At 47.0% G+C, this 22669-nt stretch carries 4 protein-coding genes and 1 pseudogene (1 of these 5 only partly in view); 4 read left to right on the top strand and 1 reads right to left on the bottom strand.

Features of this window, described 5'->3' with window-relative positions; all coding sequences use genetic code 11:
* Positions 1-6: 6 nt before the first annotated feature.
* Both ACM6JA_RS10380 and ACM6JA_RS10375 read left to right on the top strand, forming a co-directional pair.
* A complete protein-coding gene (locus ACM6JA_RS10380; RefSeq protein ID WP_414852207.1) occupies positions 7-822 on the top strand; it encodes a methyltransferase domain-containing protein in 816 nt (271 codons plus the stop codon).
* Between the two features lie 20 nt (positions 823-842).
* Complete coding sequence (locus tag ACM6JA_RS10375; protein ID WP_414852206.1) at positions 843-9101, top strand: SDR family NAD(P)-dependent oxidoreductase; 8259 nt, start codon at positions 843-845, stop codon at positions 9099-9101.
* A 332-nt stretch (positions 9102-9433) separates the two neighbouring features.
* Here ACM6JA_RS10375 and ACM6JA_RS10370 read toward each other — a convergent pair.
* Positions 9434-9616, bottom strand: a pseudogene (locus tag ACM6JA_RS10370) (hypothetical protein); the annotation flags it as partial.
* Here ACM6JA_RS10370 and ACM6JA_RS10365 point away from each other — a divergent pair.
* Positions 9536-20986 (top strand): SDR family NAD(P)-dependent oxidoreductase, encoded by an 11451-nt coding sequence (locus tag ACM6JA_RS10365; protein ID WP_414852250.1) that lies wholly within the window; start codon positions 9536-9538, stop codon positions 20984-20986. The pseudogene ACM6JA_RS10370 and the gene ACM6JA_RS10365 overlap by 81 nt on opposite strands.
* On the top strand, positions 20983-22669 hold the 5' portion of the coding sequence (locus ACM6JA_RS10360; RefSeq protein WP_414852205.1) for an amino acid adenylation domain-containing protein. Its footprint extends 19796 nt past the window's final position; the window shows 1687 of its 21483 coding nt (coding positions 1-1687); it begins with the start codon at positions 20983-20985; the stop codon falls past the right edge of the window. The genes ACM6JA_RS10365 and ACM6JA_RS10360 overlap by 4 nt, the downstream gene beginning before the upstream one ends.

The raw sequence follows: 22669 nt of genomic DNA, 5'->3' as shown, positions 1-22669 counted from the left end.
AGTAACATGGAAGGTTCTTATCAAATCGCAAACATTGCAACGAATGTTGAGGTAGAAATAGAACGTTTGAAATCTCAGGTGGAGTTGTTTTGGGATAAAGAGCTGAAGCATTATATCGAGTTTGGTCTGACAGATGGGATGTCGGTCATAGAGCTAGGCTCGGGGCCAGGATTCGTAATGGAAAAGGTCATGCAGGCGTTTCCAAATGGCAGAATGACGGGATTGGAGATTGATCCTCTTCTCGTTGATTATTCCAGAAACTATTTGACACAAAAGCAATCTGATCGATTTGAGATTGTCGAGGGATCGATTATGGAAACTGGTTTACCTAGCGATTCCTATGATTTTGCCATTACGCGACTCGTATTGGAACATTTACCCGACCCAGTCGGTGCGGTTCGTGAAGTGGCGAGGTTATTAAAACCAGGTGGCAAAGCGGTATTTATCGACAATGATTTCGAGATGCACATCATGACCACCCCGCATGTACCAGAATTGCGAGAGCTGTATGATGCCTACTGTGCGGCACGCTATGCGGAAGGCGGCAACCCGAAAATCGGTCGTGAACTGCCAACGGTCCTCAAGCAAGGCGGACTTGGAAATATAGATTTCGAAGTCATTTGCGCTCACAGTGAGCTTCTCGGGTACGAAATGTTTCTAAAGTCGGAGGGTGTAGGCATTCCTGTGCAGTTGGTGCGTGATGGTTATTTATCCAGCAAGGCACTGGGCAAGCTATCTGTTGCATGGCGAAACATGCTGAATACGGAAGGTCATTCTATTCTCAGACAGCTATATATGGCTGTTGGTGAGAAATCGGTGTAGAAGAAAGGGGGGAGTCGAGTATGAAGGTACTTTTTCATTCATTTCATGATGTGGAAACCATAGTGAAAGAAGTAATGACCGACTTATTAAAAGATACGACGAATCCCTTGGATTTCGATAAAAGCTTTGTGGAACTAGGTATCAGCTCGGTTTTGTCTGTAGAAATGGTAGAGATGATGAATGAAAAGCTAGGCATTGACTTGGGGATTGAGGTCGTTTTTGATCATGAGAATACCAAGCAACTAGCCACGCACATTTTCGAAAAATATCAGGAAATCGCTCCAACAACAGATCGTACCCAAGCCGATAACGGTTCATCAAAGATTGCGAGCAAGATAGGTAAAATCATTGCTCAGCTATTGGATACACCTGTGGAAACCTTGAATTTCGATAAAAGTTTCATCGAGCTGGGCATTAATTCTGTGTTGGCGGTCGAATTAATAGAAGCAATCAATGCTGACTTGGGGATTCATCTTGGCGTAGAAGTGATTTTTGACTATACAGAGGTGGAGGAGCTGGCTGCATATATCTCTCTGCAATTTGCAACAGAGATGGCAGTAGAAGACAGCCAAATCCTGCCTACTGTTTTAGAAAATGAACGGAATCATTCGAATCATATTAGAAACGAAATTCGCCACTCCGATATCGCAATCATCGGAATAGCAGGCAGATTTGCTGGCTCGGATTCAGTGGAAGAGTTCTGGGGACATCTTGCGTCTGGCGATAGTTGTATCGAGGAAATATCGCGCAGTGGTTGGGCAGCGGATCAATATTACGGCGGGCTTCTCAAGGACATTGATCAATTTGATGCATCCTTTTTCAATATTTCCTCTGATGAAGCAAAAAGTATGGACCCTCAACAACGGTTGTTCCTGCAAGAATCCTATAAAGCTTTTGAAGATAGCGGATACTCTGGTGAACAGTTATCCGGGAGAAAAGTAGGTGTGTTTGTTGGGGGGCGCCATTCAGACTACAAAGAGAAATCCATGTTGGCCGAAGGTGTCTCTTCACAAACGATGCTAGGTAATGAAATGTCAATGCTAGGGGCAAGACTCTCCTATTTTTTAAATCTCAAGGGACCAAGTCTTGCTGTAGATACAGCTTGTTCCTCTGCTTTGGTAGCCATTCATTTAGCCTGCGACAGTCTTCGCAGGGGAGAAACCGAAATGGCTCTTGCAGGCGGAGTGGCGATTCACAGCTCCCCCGAATTTTTTGTGATGTCCTCCAAAATGGGAGTGGTCTCACCCAACGGGACATGCAACACTTTTGACAATGATGCAAATGGCATGGTGTTTGGAGAAGGAGTTGGAGCGGTCGTACTGAAGCCAGTTGCGCAAGCATTGGAAGATGGCGACCATATTTATGCCATCATCAAGGGCTCGACCGTGAATCAGACAGGAAAGTCAAACGGGATTACAGCACCGAGCATGCTTGCCCAAAAAGAATGGATTGTGGATGCCTACGAAATTGCAGGGGTTGATCCGGAGACGATCAGTTATATCGAAACGCATGGGACAGGAACGCAACTGGGTGACCCTATTGAAGTGAAGGCATTGATTGAAGCATTTCGTTCGTTTACGGATAAAGCACAATTTTGCGCGATTGGCTCACATAAGCCCAACATCGGTCATACCACGATGACATCGGGATTGGCAAGTTTGTTTAAAGTTGTCATGGCGATGAAACATAAGAAGATCGCGCCGACGATCAGCGTCAAGGAAGTCAATAAGCATATCAAATTGAACGGAAGTCCCTTTTTCATCAATACCGAGCTCATAGAATGGAATACCAGTGAGGCGACTCCGCGAAGAGCGGGTGTGAGCGCTTTAGGATCGAACGGAACCAATTGTCATCTGATTATGGAAGAAGCTCCGACGGTACAACCGCAATCAAGCAATCAGCAAGTAGGAGCGTATTACTTGTTCCCGTTTTCAGCCAAGAGCGAGTCAGCTCTCACGCAAAAACTGGATGAAATGTCCCAATGGTTAGCAAAAGAAGCGGGACGTTTTCACGAACAAGATATTTCCTATACCTTGTTCACAGGAAGAAGTCATTTTTCGCACCGTTGCATGTTTATTGCCAAAGACGTAAATGAATTGCGGCAAAAAATCGCGGAAGTAAAAGAAACGGGAACATCTGCTGATTATTTTGTCCAGTATGAAATCGATTCCGTGCGGCTAGAAAAGAGCTTGAAAGAGTTCGGAGAAAAATTAATTGCAGAACTAGTAGCAGAGAACAGATTGCTACCCACCCACGCAAGGAAAGAAAAGCTGTCCACGCTTGCCGATTTATTTGTAAAAGGATACAAGCTGGATTGGAGTTCCTTATATAAAAACGGTAGATACACCCGAGTGTCTCTGCCAGCCTATCCATTTAGAGGGGAACGCTATTGGCTGCCCAAAACAGAGAGACAGGGTCGCTTGCCCAATACCCACCCCGAATTGTGGAAGGAGATGGACGAGCTTCTCTGCAAGCTGTTATGGGGGCAACTGCAGTCCATCGGTTGGTTTACTGACAAGAGTGTGAATGTCGCCGACCTCAAGGTAAAAACAGGCTTCCAGCACCGTTATGAAAAATGGATGGAAGAAAGTATGGCGATGTTAACTCGTCATGGCTATCTCGATGGCTATGATGGAGAGCAATGCTTGGTGGTTGATCCGACTTTGATCGAGGTAGAAGATGTATGGGAAGAATGGGATCGACGTAAGGTGGCATGGCGTGAGGATGCCAATCTGGAAGTGCGGATAAAATTGTTGGAAGCTACGATGAAATCTCTGCCGCACATTGTAACAGGTAAGAAACTTGCTACGGATGTCATGTTTCCAGGCTCTTCTATGGAATTGGTGCAACATATTTATAAAAATAACCCGGTGGCAGATCACTACAATGAAGTGCTCGCAGAAACAGTCGCAAGCTATGTGGAAGAACGCTTGAAAAAAGATCCTTCTGCAAAAATTCGCATCATAGAGATTGGTGCGGGGACGGGCGGAACGAGCACGTTTGTCTTTGAAAAGCTGAAGCCTTATCAGCAGTTTATAGAAGAATATTGCTATACCGACATCTCCAAAGCATTTTTGATGTTCGCGAAAAAGGAATATGGATCGCACGTTCCGTATCTGACCTATCAAATTTTTAATGTGGAAGCGCCTTTTGCTGAGCAAGGAGTTCGAGAGGGCTATTACGATCTGGTGATTGCGGCTAATGTGTTGCATGCCACCAAAGATATTCGCAAGACCTTGCGCCATACCAAAGCTGTTTTGCGAGAAAACGGTTTGGTTCTTTTAAATGAGATTAGTAGTAATTCCTTGTTCCTTCATCTGACCTTTGGTCTTTTGGAGGGCTGGTGGCTGTCTGAAGATACGGATGTACGTATTCCTGGTTCTCCTGCCATAACTCCGGCATGCTGGCAAACGGTACTGGAAAATGAAGGATTCCACTCGATCTCTTTTCCAGCTCGGGAAGCTCATGATCTGGGACAGCAGATTGTCCTTGGAAAAAGCGATGGTGTCCTTCACCCTGATGTTCGCGTCGGTACGACTGTTTCACCTATCGCACGCGAGACGGTTCAGCAGGCAAAAGCAGAAGGGAAAGTATCTTCGCAGCCAGCATCCCAAAACATCCCAAGCCAGTCTGTGGTGACCGAGCAGACGGTGACGGATTATGTGAAGGATATGATTATTGAAAAGCTGGTCACTGCATTGGAAGTCGATGTCGATTCGATCGATGTAGACGAGCCTTTTAGAGATTATGGATTGGATTCGATTCTTGGCGTTAGATTGGTTCAAGAGATCAATCAAGCGTTGGTGATTGAAATTGAGACGACAATTCTTTTTGATTACAGTACAGTAAATCAACTTACAAGCTATATTTTGTCTGAGTACAAAGCGGTTATTGCTCAAGCGTTAGGGCAGAAGATCAGTCTATCCATGCAGAGGGAAGATTCCGTCTCTGCTATTCAGCCCGAGCCATTCATTCAAGCAGCTCCTAGGATTTCAGAGCAAAAAGGGAGCGTGTCAGAAAAAGCTTCGTTCCTCACTGAACCTATTGCGATTATTGGAATGAGCGGTACGTTTGCCTCATCTGGCAACGCTGACGACTTGTGGGATCACTTGGTGAACGGTTCGGATTTACTTACGAAAGTGACACGCTGGGATTTATCAGCGTACGGCTTGGACGAGGTAGAGGGTTATCAATACGGCGGGCTTGTAGAAAATATTGACTTGTTTGATCCGCTTTTTTTCAACATCTCCGGTCTGGAAGCTGACTATATGGACCCGCAGCAACGCTTCTTTTTGGAGGAATCCTGGAAGGCGTTGGAGGATGCTGGCTATGCGGGTCAAGGCGTGCAAGGAATCCAATGCGGTGTCTACGCAGGATGTGCAAAAGGTGATTACGATCGTCTCGTGGGTGAGAATCCTCCAGCCCAAGCCTTCTGGGGAAATATGGAGTCCATTGTGCCTGCTCGGGTTGCTTATCATCTGGACTTGCAGGGACCTGCTGTCACGATTGATACTGCCTGCTCCAGTTCCTTGGTGGCGATTCATATGGCGTGCCAAGCCTTGCGGACAGGTGAGGTCGACATGGCATTGGCAGGTGGTGTCTTCATTCAATCTACGCCGGGCTTTTATTTGTCTGCCAAGCGTGCAGGTATGCTGTCACCGACAGGACGCTGCCATACGTTTGATGAGCGTGCAGATGGCTTTGCGACGGGGGAAGGCGCTGGTGTCGTTGTACTGAAACGTCTCTCGGAAGCGATCGCTTGCGGTGACCATATTTATGGTGTCATTCGAGGCTCGGGAATCAATCAGGATGGGACGACGAATGGGATTACTGCGCCGAGTGCAAAATCTCAGGAGCGCTTGGAACGTAAAGTCTACGATACATTCGACATCAATCCTGAGCAAATTACGATGGTGGAGGCTCATGGAACAGGAACCAAGCTGGGAGATCCGATTGAGTATCAAGCGCTCACTCGCGCTTTTCGGGCCTATACGGATAAAAAAGAATTTTGTGCGATTGGATCGATCAAGACGAATATTGGTCATACCCAGATCGCAGCAGGCGTTGCAGGGGTCATCAAAATTCTTTTGTCATTGAAACACAAACAAATAGCGCCATCCCTGCATTTTGAAGAAGGGAACGCCAACATTAAGTTTGCAGATAGCCCTTTTTATGTCAATACAAGCTTGAAGGAATGGTCAGTGGAGCCGCGAGCCAAACGTTGTGCGGCGATCAGTTCCTTTGGAGCCAGCGGTACAAATGCGCATATGGTAATCGAAGAGGCGCCTCAGATAGAGCGGAATCATGCGAAAAAGCCGGGCTATTTGATTGTGTTGACGGCGCGCACGTTTGAACAGCTACGCCAGCAGGCTGCCCAATTGCTTTCGTTTTGTGAACAAGCACCGGAGACGGATTGTGGAAATATCAGCTATACGCTGTTAGTAGGCAGAAAGCATTTCCATCACCGCTTCTCTTGCATCGTTCAGCATACAGCTGAGCTTGTTCAGCTTTTGAAGAAGTGGCTGGAAACTGGAAAAGCATCTCAGGCTTTTGTTTCCGAGTTACATGAAAAAGATCATCGGGAACAAACCGCATTGAAACGTTACGGAAATCAAAGCATCGAGAATCTGCATATGACGAGTCAGGCGAGTGAATATTTGGAACAGTTGTCTGTGATCGCAGAATTGTTTGTGCAGGGATATGGATTAGATTATGACAAGCTGTTTGCGAACGATCAGTATTCTCGTATTTCACTTCCCACGTATCCTTTTGCCAAGGAACGCCATTGGGTACTGGAGAGTGAAACAAAAGCAAATGCAAGGGGAACGGCAAAAAACACCACAGCATCCGTGATCCATCCCATGCTGCATCAGAACACTTCTACTTTCTCCGAGCAACGGTTTAGCTCCACCTTTACGGGAGAAGAGTTTTTCTTGGCGGATCACGTAGTCAAAGGGCAGAGGGTGTTGCCGGGAGTTGCTTATCTGGAGATGGCAAGAACCGCTATGGAGCACGCTGTAGGAGAGAACGTCCACGGGGATACGGCAATTAAACTACAAAATGTCGTATGGGCTCGTCCGATCGTTGTAGGTGATCAGCCTGTTCGGGTACATACGGGTCTCGTTCTCGAAGAAGATGGTGAGGTATCCTACCAAATCTATAGCGAGGCAGAGGGCAGTGATGCCGAGATCGTGGTACACAGTCAAGGAAATGCTGTACTTACCCCGCACGCGGAGTTGAAAATGCTTGATTTGCCTGTTTTGCAAGAGCAGTGCAGCGAGCAGGTGATTTCATCCGAGGAATTCTATGAGTTCTTCAGAGCAATTCACATTGATTATGGACCCGGACATAAAGGAATAGACAAGGTATATGTCGGGCCTGGACAAGTCTTGGCAAAGCTGGTTCTACCGTTATCGGTCACCGGCTCAGAGGATCAGTATGTCTTGCATCCAAGCTTGATGGATTCCGCTTTGCAGGCCTCTGTGGAGTTGACGCTTTCTTCCCGCCGCGTGATGTCGTCGGATAGTATGGCAAAACGCAAGCCCGTGATGCCTTTTGCCCTAGAGGAGATTGAAATCATCAGCCCGTGCACCTCTGAGATGTGGGTATACGTTCGCTACAGCGACGGCAGTCAAGCAGGGGATAAGGTAGAAAGATACGATATGGATCTATGTGACGACACTGGAACGATTTGTGTACGAATGAAGGGATTCACATCTCGAGTACTGGAAAGAGAGATGCAAACAGATCGTGCAGCAACAAAAGCGGCAGTTGAGACCTCCAGTGATTCGCTGATTGGAACCATGCTGCTCAGTCCTGTATGGGAAGAGGTTGTGTTGACCCGTGGTTCGGAAATGCCACTTGCAAGTGATCAGATTCTGATTGTTTGTGCAGATGACGAGAACCGAAGCCTTGTTCAACAACGCTATCCTCGGGCAGCTGTTATGGAGATTACGCCCGCAGATAGTATGGATGAAATAGCGGTGAAGCTGGAGCAGGTTGGTTCGATTGATCATATCATCTGGATTGCGCCATGGATTGATTTAGAATACTTGGCAGAAGAGGCCCTTATCATCGAGCAGGAGCGCGGTGTATTTCATGTGTTTCGCTTGCTAAAAGCCCTGCTTAAGCTGGGCTACGATACCAAGGAGCTAGGATGGAGTCTCGTAACCTTCCAGACCCAACCGATTCATCCAATCGATGTGGTCAACCCTATTCATGCCAGTCTTTACGGATTAGTCGGTTCGATGGCAAAAGAATACACAAACTGGCGTATCCGACTTGTTGATCTGGAAGCTGGTCGTGCTTGGCCAATGGAGGAGGTTTTCACACTTCCGCCAGATGCTGAGGGGAATGCATCGGTTTACCGTGGAGGGAAATGGTATCGTCAGGAATTGATTCCATTGCGTCAACCACAATGGGAACAGGCTTCCTACAGACAGGGTGGAGTCTATGTGGTGATTGGAGGTGCTGGCGGTATTGGCGAAGTCTGGAGCGAATACATGATCAGCACGTATCAAGCGCAAGTCATCTGGATTGGCCGCCGAGAAAAGAATGCAGAGATCCAAGCCAAAGTGGACCGACTGGCTACGCTCGGACCTGCTCCTGTCTATATTGCGGCGGATGCGACGAATCGCAAGTCCTTGTATTTTGCCTATGAAGAGATCAAAAAGCGATATAAACAAGTGAACGGAGTCATTCATTCCGCGATTGTCCTGTTAGATAAAAGTCTCGCAAATATGGACGAAGAGCGCTTCCGTGCCGGACTTTCGGCAAAGGTAGATGTAAGCGTGCGGATTGCTCAAGTATTTGATCGGGAGCCATTGGATTTTGTCATGTTCTTTTCATCGATCAACTCATTTACCAAGTCGCCTGGACAAAGTAATTATGCATCAGGTTGTACGTTTAAAGATATATTCGCGCACCAGCTTTCGTTGCATAGCCTCAGTGCAGTGAAGGTGATGAATTGGGGATACTGGGCGAGCGTAGGCATTGTTGCCACCAAGGATTATCAGGAGAGGATGGCACAGGCAGGATTAGGCTCCATTGAACCTCGCGAAGCGATGGCGGCCTTGGAAAACCTGCTTGCTGGACCGATGAATCAGGTCGCGTTGGTGAAAACAACGAAATCACAGGCCATGCTTACGATAAATCCGGATAAATCAATTCACATCTATCCAGAAAAACTGGTATCGCACATCGAACGTGTAAAGAATGATATGCCCAAACTAGAGTTTTCGTCTCAACGCAGACAATCTGAAATGGAGGCTTATAAATGAATATAATGGATAAGCTTCTCAGTGAACTACTCTATGGTCAATTACAATCAATCGGGCTGTTCACGGTAAAAAACCAGACAATAGCAGAACTCAAAGCCAAATTGCATGACAGGTACGGCAAATGGCTGGAAGAAAGCATAGCCGTTCTCGTGCAAAACCAATATCTTGCGTACGATGGAGAGTCGCTCATCGCAAACGATGTCACCCCTATCAATCTCGATACAGTATGGAAAAAATGGGAGAATGAAAAAACAGCAAGGCTCAACGAACCGAATAGTAAAGCTCAGGTGATTCTGGTAGAGGCAACCATGCGTGTACTGCCAGAGATTTTACTAGGAAAGATTCCAGCTACAGAGATCATGTTCCCTAATTCTTCGATGGAATTGGTGGAAGGGATTTATAAACACAACGAGGTTGCGGACTACTTTAACGAAGTGCTCGCCAATACAATTGTTACCTATGTGAAGCAGCGTACAGAGCAAGATGCTTCTGCACGGATTCGAATTTTGGAAATCGGGGCAGGTACAGGTGGAACCAGTGCGATCGTACTGCCAAGGCTAAAACCCTTTCAGAAGCATATCGAGGAATATTGTTATACCGATATTTCGCAAGCCTTTTTACTTCACGCCGAAAAAGAATACGGAGCCGAAAACCCTTATCTCACGTATCGGATTTTTAACGTGGAAAAGCCTCTTGAGGATCAGGATATCGCTGCGGACACCTATGATCTGGTGATTGCCACAAACGTATTGCATGCTACGAAAAATATTAGCCAAACCTTACACCACGCCAAAACAACTTTACAGAAAAATGGCTTACTGATTCTAAATGAGTTGACCAGCAATACCTTGTTTGCTCACTTGACGTTTGGCTTGCTGGATGGTTGGTGGCGCTATGATGATCCAGAATGGCGTATTCCCGGCTGTCCCCTGTTAACGGTTGAAACATGGCAAAAGGTGTTGAAGAAGGTAGGATACCGATCTGTTTTCTTGCCAGCAGAAGAGCAATTGGATTTATGCCAACAGATTATTGTTGCAGAAAGTGATGGGGTTATTCGTCGCAGCAGTCAACCAAGGCAGTCGGCGGTTACAGTTGCGTATTCGCCTGCAAAAAAGCAAGCTTCAAAGTTGAAGGCGAAGCCACTCAAAAAACAAGTGCCTGTACGCACAACACCAGCGAAAAAGTCAGGCAGAGTCACTGAGGAATTGCTTCGCGAAAAAAGTACAGCTTATATCAAAAAGTTAATTGGTGAAACGCTTAGAATTCCGACCCAACAGATTAAATCATCAGCTCCATTAGAGCAATATGGGATTGATTCGATTCTGGTTGTGCAATTGACCAATTCGCTTCGCAAAGATTTTGCGAATATGAGCAGTACGATATTTTTCGAGTATCAAACGATTGATGCCTTGGTAGAGTTTCTCATAGAGACGCAAAAGGAAGCGTTGATCAGCGTAATAGGATTAGAAGCACAAGAAGCAATTGACGAAACATACCAGAACGAGATAGAGAATGAGGATATGGCCGTCTCTGCTTCAATGGCGTACACCGATCTTCCTGTGAGAAAACCGAGACGCTTTTTATCCGTTCGGGAACAAGAGAGCAAGGAATCCATTTCGCCTTCATCTGTGGTGCGGGATGTGGCGATCATCGGTCTTTCCGGGCGTTATCCGCAGGCGAAAAATGTGGATGAATTCTGGAATCGTTTAAAAGAGGGGAAAAACTGCATTTCTGAAATCCCTAATGATCGCTGGGATTGGAAGAACTATTTTGACGAAGAAAAAGGCAAAAAGGAATCTATGTATACAAAATGGGGTGGATTTATCGATGACATGGATAAATTCGATCCCTTATTTTTTCAAATCTCTCCAAAAGAAGCCGAGGAGATGGACCCGCAAGAACGGTTATTTTTACAAGAAGCCTATGCGAGTATTGAGGACGCTGGATATACGCCTACAACTCTGTGTGAAAGCAGAAAAGTAGGCGTTTTTGTCGGCGTGATGAATGGCAATTATCCGACGGGAGCCACTTATTGGTCGATCGCGAATCGACTCTCTTATCTATTAAACTTTCAAGGTCCAAGTGTGGCGGTGGATACGGCTTGCTCCGCTTCTCTCACATCGATTCATTTCGCCTTGGAAAGTTTGTACAGCGGTACTAGCGAGTGTGCAATCGCTGGGGGAGTCAATCTCATTGTCGATCCTGTCCACTATATGAAATTGTCAGCTTTGACGATGCTCTCTCCTTCGAATCAATGCAAGTCCTTCGGCGACCAAGCGGACGGCTTTGTGGATGGAGAGGGTGTGGGCGCTATCGTCTTGAAGCCTTTGGATAAGGCGATAGCCGATGGTGACCATATTTACGGAGTCATCAAAGGAAGCATGATGAATACCGGGGGGAAAACGAATGGCTATACTGTTCCGAATCCGCAGGCGCAGGCGCAGTTGGTGGCAGATGCCTTACAACGTGCCAAGGTACATGCAAGAACGGTCAGTTATCTGGAAGCACACGGAACAGGAACGGAGCTGGGCGACCCGATCGAGGTTGCTGGACTTACTCGCGCCTTTGAAAAAGACACCCAAGACAAACAGTTCTGCGCATTGGGATCGGCCAAGTCCAATATCGGACATTGTGAGAGTGCGGCAGGGATTGCTGGCGTAACGAAAATATTATTGCAGCTGAAGCACGCGCAATTAGTACCATCCTTACATTCCAGCACGCTCAATCCCAATATTGATTTCACCAAGACTCCGTTTGTGGTTCAACAAGAGTTGGCGGAATGGAAACGACCGATCGTTGAGATTAATGGCACAACCAATGAATATCCACGAATTGCAGGGATTTCCTCGTTTGGTGCAGGGGGAAGCAATGCCCATGTGATTATTGAAGAATATATTCCGGAAGAGCAACAGCGATCCAGTAGGAAGATCACCCCCGAGAACCCGGCTATTCTTGTTTTGTCAGCAAAGAATGCGGAGAGGTTGTATGAGAAAGCACAGCAGTTGTTAGCCTTTATCCAAGAACACTCCTTGTCTGATGCGAGCTTAGTCGACATGGCGTACACGCTTCAGGTTGGACGTGTAGCCATGGAAGAGCGTCTTGCTGTCCTTGCTGGCTCTGTGAAGGAGTTGCAACAAAAACTAACAGCTTATGTAGAAGGGCAAGAGCATATTGCTGATTTGTATCGTGGTCAGGTAAACCGAAATCAGGAAATGCTGGATATTTTGACGTCCGATGATGAATGGGAAGAAACGATTGCGAGATGGATGGAACGCGGTAAATACAGCAAGCTTCTCGACCTGTGGGTGAAGGGCTTACCTATCGATTGGAACAAGCTTTATCAGGAAGAGCAACCGAGTCGTATCAGTTTGCCAACGTATCCTTTTGCCAAGGAATCTTATTGGATCGAAGCCAAGCCTGTTAGCAGTAGCGCAGGGGTGGGCTCGATTCATCCTTTATTGCACCAAAATACATCTAATTTCATGGAGCAGCGGTTTAGCTCTACGTTTACGGGACAGGAGTTTTTCCTGAATGACCATGTCATCAAGGGTCAACGTGTCTTGCCAAGTGCGGCTTATCTGGAGATGGCACGGGCAGCAATACAGTTGGCGACGGGAGGTCTTGATTCGGAGCAAGAACAGGACGGACTTCGTTTCAAAAATGTGGTCTGGACTCAACCTTTGGCTGTTGGGGCAGAAACCTTTCAGGCACATATCGAACTCTATCCTGAGACGAATGGTGAGATTGTTTTTGAAATTTACAGCGATAGCAAGGAAGATCAGAATCAAACGGCGGAGATTGTACACAGTCAGGGAAGTGCCGTGTTGTGCTCGATTCCAGATATTCCATCATTCGATCTTTCCGTATTGCAGGAACAGTGCAAGATAAGCACACTCAGCGCGGAACAATGCTATGAGGCTTTCAAAAAGATGGGAGTCGACTATGGGCCTGCACATCGTGGGATCGAGCAAATTTTGATCGGTCAGGGGCAGGTGCTGGCGAAGCTGTCGCTCCCTTCTTCTGTGGTGAAGACCCAAGGGCAATTTGGTCTGCATCCGAGTTTGCTCGATGCAGCTCTACAGGCGTCGCTTGGTTTGATGATAGCAACGAGTGATTTTTCGCTCATACTTCCCTTTGCTCTTGAAGAATTGGAGATCGTAGGTGCTTGCTCCGCTTCCATGTGGGCACTCATTCGTTACAGTGAGGGCAGTAAAGCTGGAGATAAAGTGGAGAAGTTTGATATCGACTTGTGTGACGAGAACGGGAATGTCCAAGTGCGGATGAAGGGCTTTTCTACGCGCAAGATCACAAATGAATCTGTTGGATCAGGCGTAGAAGCGCCAAAAGCTTCCGTTACTTTCGAAGCGGAGAAGGCCTTGGATTCCTCCTCACTGATGGAACAGGCAACCCATTATTTTAAAAAGCTGCTTTCCTCCGTCATCAAATTGCCAGCAACTAAAATGGAAGCGGACGCCTCGTTGGAAAAATACGGTGTCGATTCCATTGTGGCTATGCAGATGACGAAGGAGTTGGAAAAGCTATTTGGTTCGTTACCAAAAACGCTATTTTTTGAATACCAAACGATTAAAGAATTAACAGGGTATTTCCTTGAAAACTACCGTGAAAATCTGATGCGCATCCTGGGGATGGGGGAAAAGGCGGAAGCCCCCCTCACGCAAGAGCCAGAAGCAACGATTGTGGACGAAAGGACAGCACAGACAGAGCGCAGGAGCAAAAAACGCAAGTCTCAGCGATTCGCGTCCCTGCGCATGGAAACCCAGCGAGAAAAAGGAGCGTTGGACATCGCCATTATTGGTGTTTCTGGACGCTATCCGCAAGCTTGGAATATACAAGACTTTTGGAAAAATCTGCGTGACGGCAAGGATTGTATTACCGAAATCCCAAAAGACCGTTGGGATCACTGTCTGTACTTTGATGAAGCGAAGGACAAGATCGGTAAGACGTATTCCAAATGGGGCGGCTTCATAGACGGTGTCGATCAATTTGATCCGTTGTTCTTCCATATCTCCCCACGGGAAGCAGAGCTGATGGACCCGCAGGAGCGATTATTTTTACAGTGCGTCTATGAAACGATAGAGGATGCAGGGTATACGCGCGATGCTCTTGGCAAGCACGAAGGCTTGGGAGGCAATGTAGGTGTTTACGTAGGCGTTATGTACGAGGAATATCAGCTCTATGCGTCCGCTGAACAGGCGTTGGGCAGAGCGCTTACGATTGCGGGAAGTCCAGCTTCTATCGCTAATCGCGTCTCCTATTTTTGCAATTTCCACGGTCCGAGCATGGCGATCGATACGATGTGTTCTTCTTCGTTGACGGGGATTCATTTAGCGTGTCACAGCTTGCAACGCGGCGAATGTGAGGTTGCAATCGCAGGTGGTGTGAATGTTTCTATTCATCCAAACAAATATCTGTATTTGTCGCAGGGCAAGTTCGCCTCCAGTAAAGGACGATGCGAAAGCTTTGGGGAAGGTGGCGACGGATATGTACCTGGCGAAGGGGTCGGAGCGGTATTGCTCAAACCTCTGGCGAGAGCAATCGCTGATGGAGACCATATCTATGGTGTGATCAAAGGAAGCGCCATTAATCATGGTGGAAAAACGAACGGTTATACGGTTCCCAATCCTCATTCTCAATCAAGAGTGATTCGTCGAGCTTTTGAAGAAGCAGGAATTCACCCGCGAACTGTCAGCTATATAGAGGCACACGGTACAGGGACTTCTTTAGGAGACCCCATTGAAATTGCCGGATTGACGAAGACCTTTCAGGAATACACGAAGGAGAATCAGTTCTGCGCGATTGGTTCGGCCAAGTCAAATATCGGGCATGGTGAGAGTGCGGCAGGGATAGCAGGGGTGACCAAGATATTGCTGCAAATGAAATACAAGAGGCTAGTCCCGTCCCTACATTCCCGCACACTTAACCCGAACATTGATTTTAGCAAGACTCCATTTGTGGTGCAGCAAGAACTGGGAGAATGGAAGCGACCCGTCATTGAAATCAATGGAGTAACCAGAGAATATGCAAGAATCGCGGGGATATCCTCCTTTGGTGCGGGAGGGGCTAATGCTCATCTCGTCATTGAAGAATACATCCAAGAGGAACACCGACCACCAATCAGCTTCTCGGCAAAACATCCAGCTGTCATCGTATTGTCAGCGAAGAATAAAGTCCGTCTCCGGGAGCAAGTGCAGCGGTTGTTGTCTGCTATTCGGGAGCAAATGCTGACGGACAACGATCTAGCAGAGATGGCCTACACGCTCCAAGTAGGACGTGAAGCGATGGAAGAGCGGTTCGCTGTGATCGTCAAGTCGATCTCCGAGCTTGAAGCGAAGTTAACGTATTATCTGAAAGATGAGGATGATAGACAAGACCTGTTCACGGGTCAGGTAAAGCGGAATAAAGAAACGATGGATGTTTTCGCCGCAGATGAAGATTTACAACAGGCAATCGATACATGGATCACCAAAGGGAAATACGCAAAGATCTTGCAGATGTGGGTACAGGGACTGATTTTTGACTGGAACAAACTCTACGGGGATACGAAGCCTCGTCGAATCAGCTTACCTGCTTATCCTTTTGCAAGAGAGCGCTATTGGCTGCCAAAGGTGGAGTCACAAGAAACTGGTCTTATCGCAGCAGGAGCGCTGGCTACCCTTCATCCCATGCTGCATCAAAATACGTCTACACTTTCGGAACAACGGCACAGTTCGACGTTTACAGGACAGGAGTTTTTCCTTAGAGATCATGTCGTGAAGGGGCAAAAGGTCTTGCCTGGGGTAGCTTATCTCGAGATGGCACGAGTAGCTGTGGATTTGGCAGCAGGTGTTCGATCTGATAACCAGTCGGCGATTCAATTGAAAAATATCGTGTGGGTGAAACCAGTTATTGTGGAAGAGGCACCGATCCAAGTACACACGGGACTATACCCGGAAGAGAATGGTGAGATCGCTTTTGAAATCTACAGCCAGTCAAGGGAAGCTCAGGAGAATCTAGTAGTACATAGCCAGGGAAGAGCAGTACTACGATCAGCTATCGAAGCGCCAACGCTCGACCTTTCTGCCATTCAAGCACAGTGTACAGAGAGTAGTTATAGCTTTAGCCAGTGCTACGAAACGTTTCATGGGATAGGACTGGCATACGGTCCATCGCACCAAGGGATTGAGACGCTGTTTGTAGGGCCAGACCAAGTGCTGGCGAAGCTGATCTTGCCTCCCTCTGTTACGGATACAGCAGGAAATTTTGTCCTCCATCCGAGTATCTTGGACGCCGCATTACAGGCATCGCTCGGTTTTATGATGGGCACTACCGACCTCCAGCCGTCCCTGCCTTTTGCCTTGGAGGAATTGAACATTTACAGTGCTTCTACAGCTGCTGCATGGGCGTTGATTCGATATAGTAACGGCAATGCAGTTACCCAAAAAGTACAGAAGCTCGACATTGATTTGTGTGATGAGCAAGGCAAGGTTTGTGTAAGTATGAAGGGATTCACAACAAGGGTGCTCGAAGGTGAAAAAACTGTCGGAGTTGCAAAAAGCAAAGGTATAGGGGAATCAGGCAAAGTCATTGGTACGCTTATGATGCAGCCTGATTGGATCGAAAAAGCCATTCCTAAGGAAGCCAAAGCTCCTGAATATGAACAGCATGTGGTGATGCTCTGCGAACCAGGGAAGATTTCCTGGGAAAGCATTTCCTCTCAGATAAACGGTGCGCGATTCCTTGTGTTGCAATCCGATCAGCAAGGCATAGCCGAACGATTCCAAGTGTATGCTGTTCAGGCGTTTGAAGAAATAAAAGCCCTTCTTCAAGCAAAGCCAAAGGGGAAGGTGCTGATTCAGATTGTTGTTCCTCTCGAAACGGAACAACGACTGTTTGCTGGAATAGCTGGTCTGTTGAAAACCGCACAGATCGAAAACCCGAAAGTAATCGGACAATTGATCGAAATCGATTCAACAGAAAATTCAGCGGAATTGGCGGAGAAGTTGAGAGCAAACAGCCTTTGTCCTACAGACAGCCAGATTCGCTATCAATTAGGGAAAAGATTTATTGCGGGATGGAGTGAAGTTGCGGCCGCACAGCATGAAGTAAGTATACCGTGGAAAGACAACGGGATTTATTTGATTACAGGCGGAGCGGGTGGTTTGGGACTTATTTTTGCCGAAGAAATGGCGGAGAAAGCCCGTGGCATCACCTTGATTCTGACGGGTCGCTCTGCGCTGACAGAGGAGAAGCAAGCAAAACTTCGTAAGCTTGCGAACAACGGGACAAGAATCGAATATCGCCAAGTGGATGTTACGCAGAAAAAGGCCGTAGAGGATTTGATCCATAGTATTCAAGCAGAGTTTGGCGATCTTCACGGGATCATTCACGGGGCGGGCGTGACTCGCGACAACTTTATCTTGAAGAAAACTAAAGAAGAAGTACAAGCAGTTCTCGCGCCAAAAGTTGCGGGACTCATTCATTTAGACGAAGCGACTCAGGGGCTGAATCTGGATTTCTTTGTGCTCTTTTCTTCAGCGGCTGGAAGCTTGGGCAATATGGGCCAAGCAGATTATGCAACGGCCAACGCCTTTATGGATAACTACTCCGCTTACCGCAACGAACAGATCGCGCTAGGCGAACGGCAGGGGCAGACTATCTCCATCAATTGGCCTCTGTGGAAAGAGGGCGGAATGCAGGTAGATGAAGAGATAGAAAAGAGCTTGTGGGACGAACTGGGCATGGTTGCTATGCAGACGGCTTCGGGTATCGACTGCTTGTATCGGGGGTTAGCTTCGGGACAAGATCAGTTGATGGTCATGGAAGGCGATCTTGTACGAATGAAGCAAAGGCTGATGGGGGTCTCTGTGACCTCATTGACGCAAAGCGAGGTTCAAGCATCTTTGCTGAAAATGGTCGCTGATTTGCTCAAGGTTGATAGAGAGGATATTGAAATCCACGCTGAGCTCCATGAGTATGGCTTTGACCAGATTAAGCTGACCGAATTTACAAACAAGCTGAACCAAGCCTATGAGCTTGAACTTACTTCAACTGTATTGGTAGAGTACCCGACGCTTTTTGCTGTCTCGCAACACTTGATGGATGCATACCAGAATCGGTTCATACAACAGTTCCAACCAGCAGAGAGCGCAAGTACCCCTGCAAAACTGGAGAAAGAACAGCCTGTTTCCGTTGGGCAACAAGATGTGCTTCGGGTAAAAGTAAGGGAGTATCTGAAAAAGGAAATTTCTGCTGTTATCAAGCTCCCAGCTTATAAAATCGATGAGGATGCTCCGTTGGAGAAATACGGGATCGACTCGGTCATGGCGATGCAATTGACCAATCAATTGGAGAAGGCATTCGGTTCGCTGTCGAAAACGTTACTCTATGAATACCAAAACATAGAGGATTTGACAGGCTATCTTTTGACACATCATGGAGACAAAATCATCGAAATCATGGGGGCTGGGAAAACCGTAGAGATAAGTACAGCAGAGAATGTCGCTACCGCGCTGGCCCCTACTGAATCCATAACAGACCATCGCCGTCGTTTCTCACGGTTTGTTACGCGTGAGCAGGAAATTAAACAAACAACAACTGACCTAGACATTGCCATTATTGGTGTTTCGGGTCGCTATCCACAGGCTTCCAATATACAAGAGTTCTGGAACAATTTGCGGGAAGGCCAGGATTGTATTACAGAGATTCCGCAAGAGCGCTGGGATCACAGCTTGTATTTTGCCGAGGATAAGAACAGACAAGGAAAAGCATACAGCAAATGGGGCGGCTTCATAGACGGCGTCGATCAATTTGATCCGCAGTTTTTCCATATTTCTCCGCGGGAAGCAGAAATGATGGACCCTCAAGAGCGCCTTTTCCTGGAAACCGTGTGGAATCTGCTCGAAGAGGCAGGACACACGCGAGAGGTATTACAACGTCAATATGATAATAGAGTCGGCGTCTATGTAGGGGCGATGTATCAGCCGTATCACGCATTTGATACGGATATGGAAAAGGGCGCTATCATTTCCCTCTCTTCCTACCATTCGATTGCCAACCGAGTCTCTTACTTCTTTAATCTGCAAGGTCCAAGCATGGCGATTGATACAGCGTGTTCTTCATCTGCTATTGCCATTTATCACGCCTGCGAAAGCTTGATGAAGGGAGAAAGCTCGCTTGCTATCGCTGGTGGCGTGAATGTTTCGATCCATCCTAAGAAATACCTAGGCTTAAGTCAGGCCCAAATGATTGGAAGCCACGCGGACAGTAGAAGCTTTGGAGATGGAGACGGATATTTACCAGCAGAAGGCGTAGGCGCTGTACTATTGAAGCCTTTAGCAAAAGCGATGGAAGATGGAGATTCCATCTTAGCCGTTATTAAATCAGCCGCGACCAATCATGGTGGACGTACCAATGGATTTTCTGTACCTAATCCCCAAGCACAAGCGCAATTGATAGAAGAAAATTTTGCTAGAGCGGGCATTGATCCACGGACGATCAGTTATGTGGAAGCCGCCGCTAATGGTTCGCTGTTGGGAGATCCGATTGAGTTGAAGGCGTTAGCAAATGCCTTTTCGAAGCAGACGGACGATGTTCAGTTTTGTGCAATTGGGTCGGTGAAATCGAATATCGGACACGCCGAAGCAGCTTCTGGTATTTCTCAGCTGACAAAGGTGATCTTGCAGCTACAGCATCAGGAGTTGGTTCCCTCTATAAAAGCGGAGCCATTGAACCCGCATGTCAATTTTGCAGAAACGCCTTTTTATTTGCAAAAAGATCGACAAAAGTGGGATCGACCCGTGGTGAGAATCAATGGAGAAGAACGAGAGGTTCCGCGCCGGGCGACGATCAGTTCGTTTGGAGCAGGTGGGTCAAATGCTCATTTGATCCTCGAAGAATATATTCCGCCGCAGACAGAGATGAAATCCATTTCTTCTGCCACTTCACCCCAGATCGTTGTTTTCTCGGCAAAAAATGCTGAGCGATTGCGTGCCGTTGCCGAGCAGATGCTTGCATTTGCCAAGCAGCAAGCGTTCTCCTTGGAGGATTTTGCCTATACGCTTCAAGTGAAACGAGAAGCCATGGAATGCAGATTGGCTATGGTGGTTCAAGATCGAGATGAACTGCTTCATGGATTACAGACATATTTGGAAGCGGTCGAACATGGCAGTGAGCCAACTGCATCGATTCCTATCTATACAGGAGATCTCGAAGAAGACCATGCAGGAATGAGAAATCTTCTTTCTGGCAAGGTAGGAGATACCGTATTGCAGGTTCTTTTAGCAGAAAATAATCTAGAAAAGCTTGCCCTTCATTGGACGCAGGGAGGTAAAATTCCTTGGGAATCCTTGCATCCACAAGAGCGTTGCATGCTCTCTCTGCCTACCTATCCTTTTGCCAGAGAACGCTATTGGCTTGGCGCTGAAACGGTCACTCCACCTATAGAAAAAGCGACGTTAGCGATTGCTATCAACCCGGACAGCCCAACAGAGGAAAACATCCAGCGGGATATGGCACAATTTCTCTCACGGGAATTGCACCTTTCGGAAGGGCAAATCAAGCTAAACAAATATTTCTTGGACTATGGCATGGATTCGATCATGGTTACCAAGCTGATTCGTCATTTAGAGCAGCGCTGGAACATCAAGATCAGAGGGCGAGAAGTGCTGGAGAACCCGACGATGAAGTCCTTGGCCCATCTACTTGCGATAAAAATAAAAGAGTGGAGTCATAAAGAGATCGCTTCCACTACAGATTTAGAAACAATGTCTCAGGATAGCGGTGAACGGACGGAGAATCCCGCAGTCGATATGTTGCAAAAATTCAAAGAAGGCCTGCTAAGCTTGGAAAAGATCGAACAGTTAATCGACAAAGGAGGGATGATATGATGCGACGGGAAATTCTCATGGCTTACAAAGAAGGTAAGCTGTCTGCTGCGGAAGTCAAAGAGAAGCTTCTGGAGCTGGAAAACCCATCGTTTACAAGTCCTCTGTCCGTCGGGCAGCAAGGATTGTGGATGTTGCAAAAAATGTCTCCTACGATGAGTGCTTATAATGTTCCGTTATGCTTTTGCATCCGTCAGAAATGGGACGTAGCCTTATTTAAACAGGCTTGCCACCTTGTACGAAAACAGCATCCGATTTTACAGCGTTCGATTGCGGAAAAGCAGGGTGTTCCGTATCTGCTTCAACGTCTGGAGCAATCGCTTGCCATTGAGCAGGAGGACATCTCACGCCTAACGTCCCAGGATGTATTGCCGTATCTCAGGCAAAAAGTAAAAGAACCCTTTTCATTGGAAAAGGGTTCTTTGCTTCGCATTCATCTATTGTCGCGTTCGGAAGAAGAGCATTTTGTCCTGATTACGATTCATCATATGATATTTGACGGACATTCCTCCTTGCTATTACTACAAGCATTGGTCCATACCTATATCGAGCTGGTCGAAGGAAAGCAGCCAAAAGTAACACTGAATTCAACCGATTACGCTGACTTTGTAAAGTGGGAACAGGACATGATGGCAAGCTCGGAAGGTGGGGAACATCGTTCTTACTGGCTGGAGCAATTGTCAGGGACGCTTCCACAACTGGAGCTTCCTGCCGATCGCCCGCGTTCTTCTGCACCAAGCTTTGAGGGACAAGTTTTTACGCACGTATTTTCACGAGATTTGAGTCAGCAGGTGAGGCAGCTCTCCAAGTATTACCGCATGAACCCTTCTGTTCTCTTGTTAGGAGTATTTAAAGCCTTATTGTATCGCTATACAGGACAAACAGATGTGATTGTCGGCATGCCGACAATGGGGCGTCCAGAAGAGAGATTCGATTCTCTAATCGGTTATTTTGTCAATATGATTCCCATTCGCAGTCAGGTAACAGGGAAAAAGTCTTTCTCCCAGTTCATTCGGGAATTGCAGCTTACGCTGATTGACGGGATGGATCACGCTGTATATCCTTTCCCAGCGATGGTTCGAGAGGCAAACATTCCTCGACTTCATGGAAATTCACCTGTATTCGATATCATCTTTACGTACCAAAATTTTCTGCAATCGCAAAGCTTGCAGCGATTTTATGATGAATGTCAAAACAAGCTTGCCATCGAATTGATTGAGGGTGTTCATCAAGAGGGCGAGTATGAATTTGAGTTAGAGGTTTTTGAGCAGGAAGCCGAGTTTGTATTGAATCTGAAATACAATCCACATGTATTTGATCAAGCGACGATACAGCGGATGGCAGAGCATTATCAGAATATCGTAAACGAAGTCATCAAAAATCCTGACCTCGCTTTGGATGAGATACCACTTATTTCTGCTGAAGAACGAAACATGCTGCTCGTTGAGTGGAATGCGACTGAAGCGGCATTTCCACAGGCTTTATGCATCCATGACTTGTTCGAGAAGCGAGTCCAACAAACGCCAGATGCTGTGGCTGTTGTTTATGAAAAGCAGTCGTTATCCTTCCGTGAACTGGATGAACAGATTACCAAGCTGGCGATCTATTTGCAGGCCATGGGAGCAGGTCCTGAAGCTACAGTAGGGATTTGTGTCGAACGCTCCTTGGAAATGGTCATCGGCATTT

It is taken from the genome of Brevibacillus sp. IT-7CA2, from assembly GCF_949767855.1.
Lineage (GTDB): Bacteria > Bacillota > Bacilli > Brevibacillales > Brevibacillaceae > Brevibacillus.
This window is presented reverse-complemented; position numbering and strand designations above follow the sequence as displayed.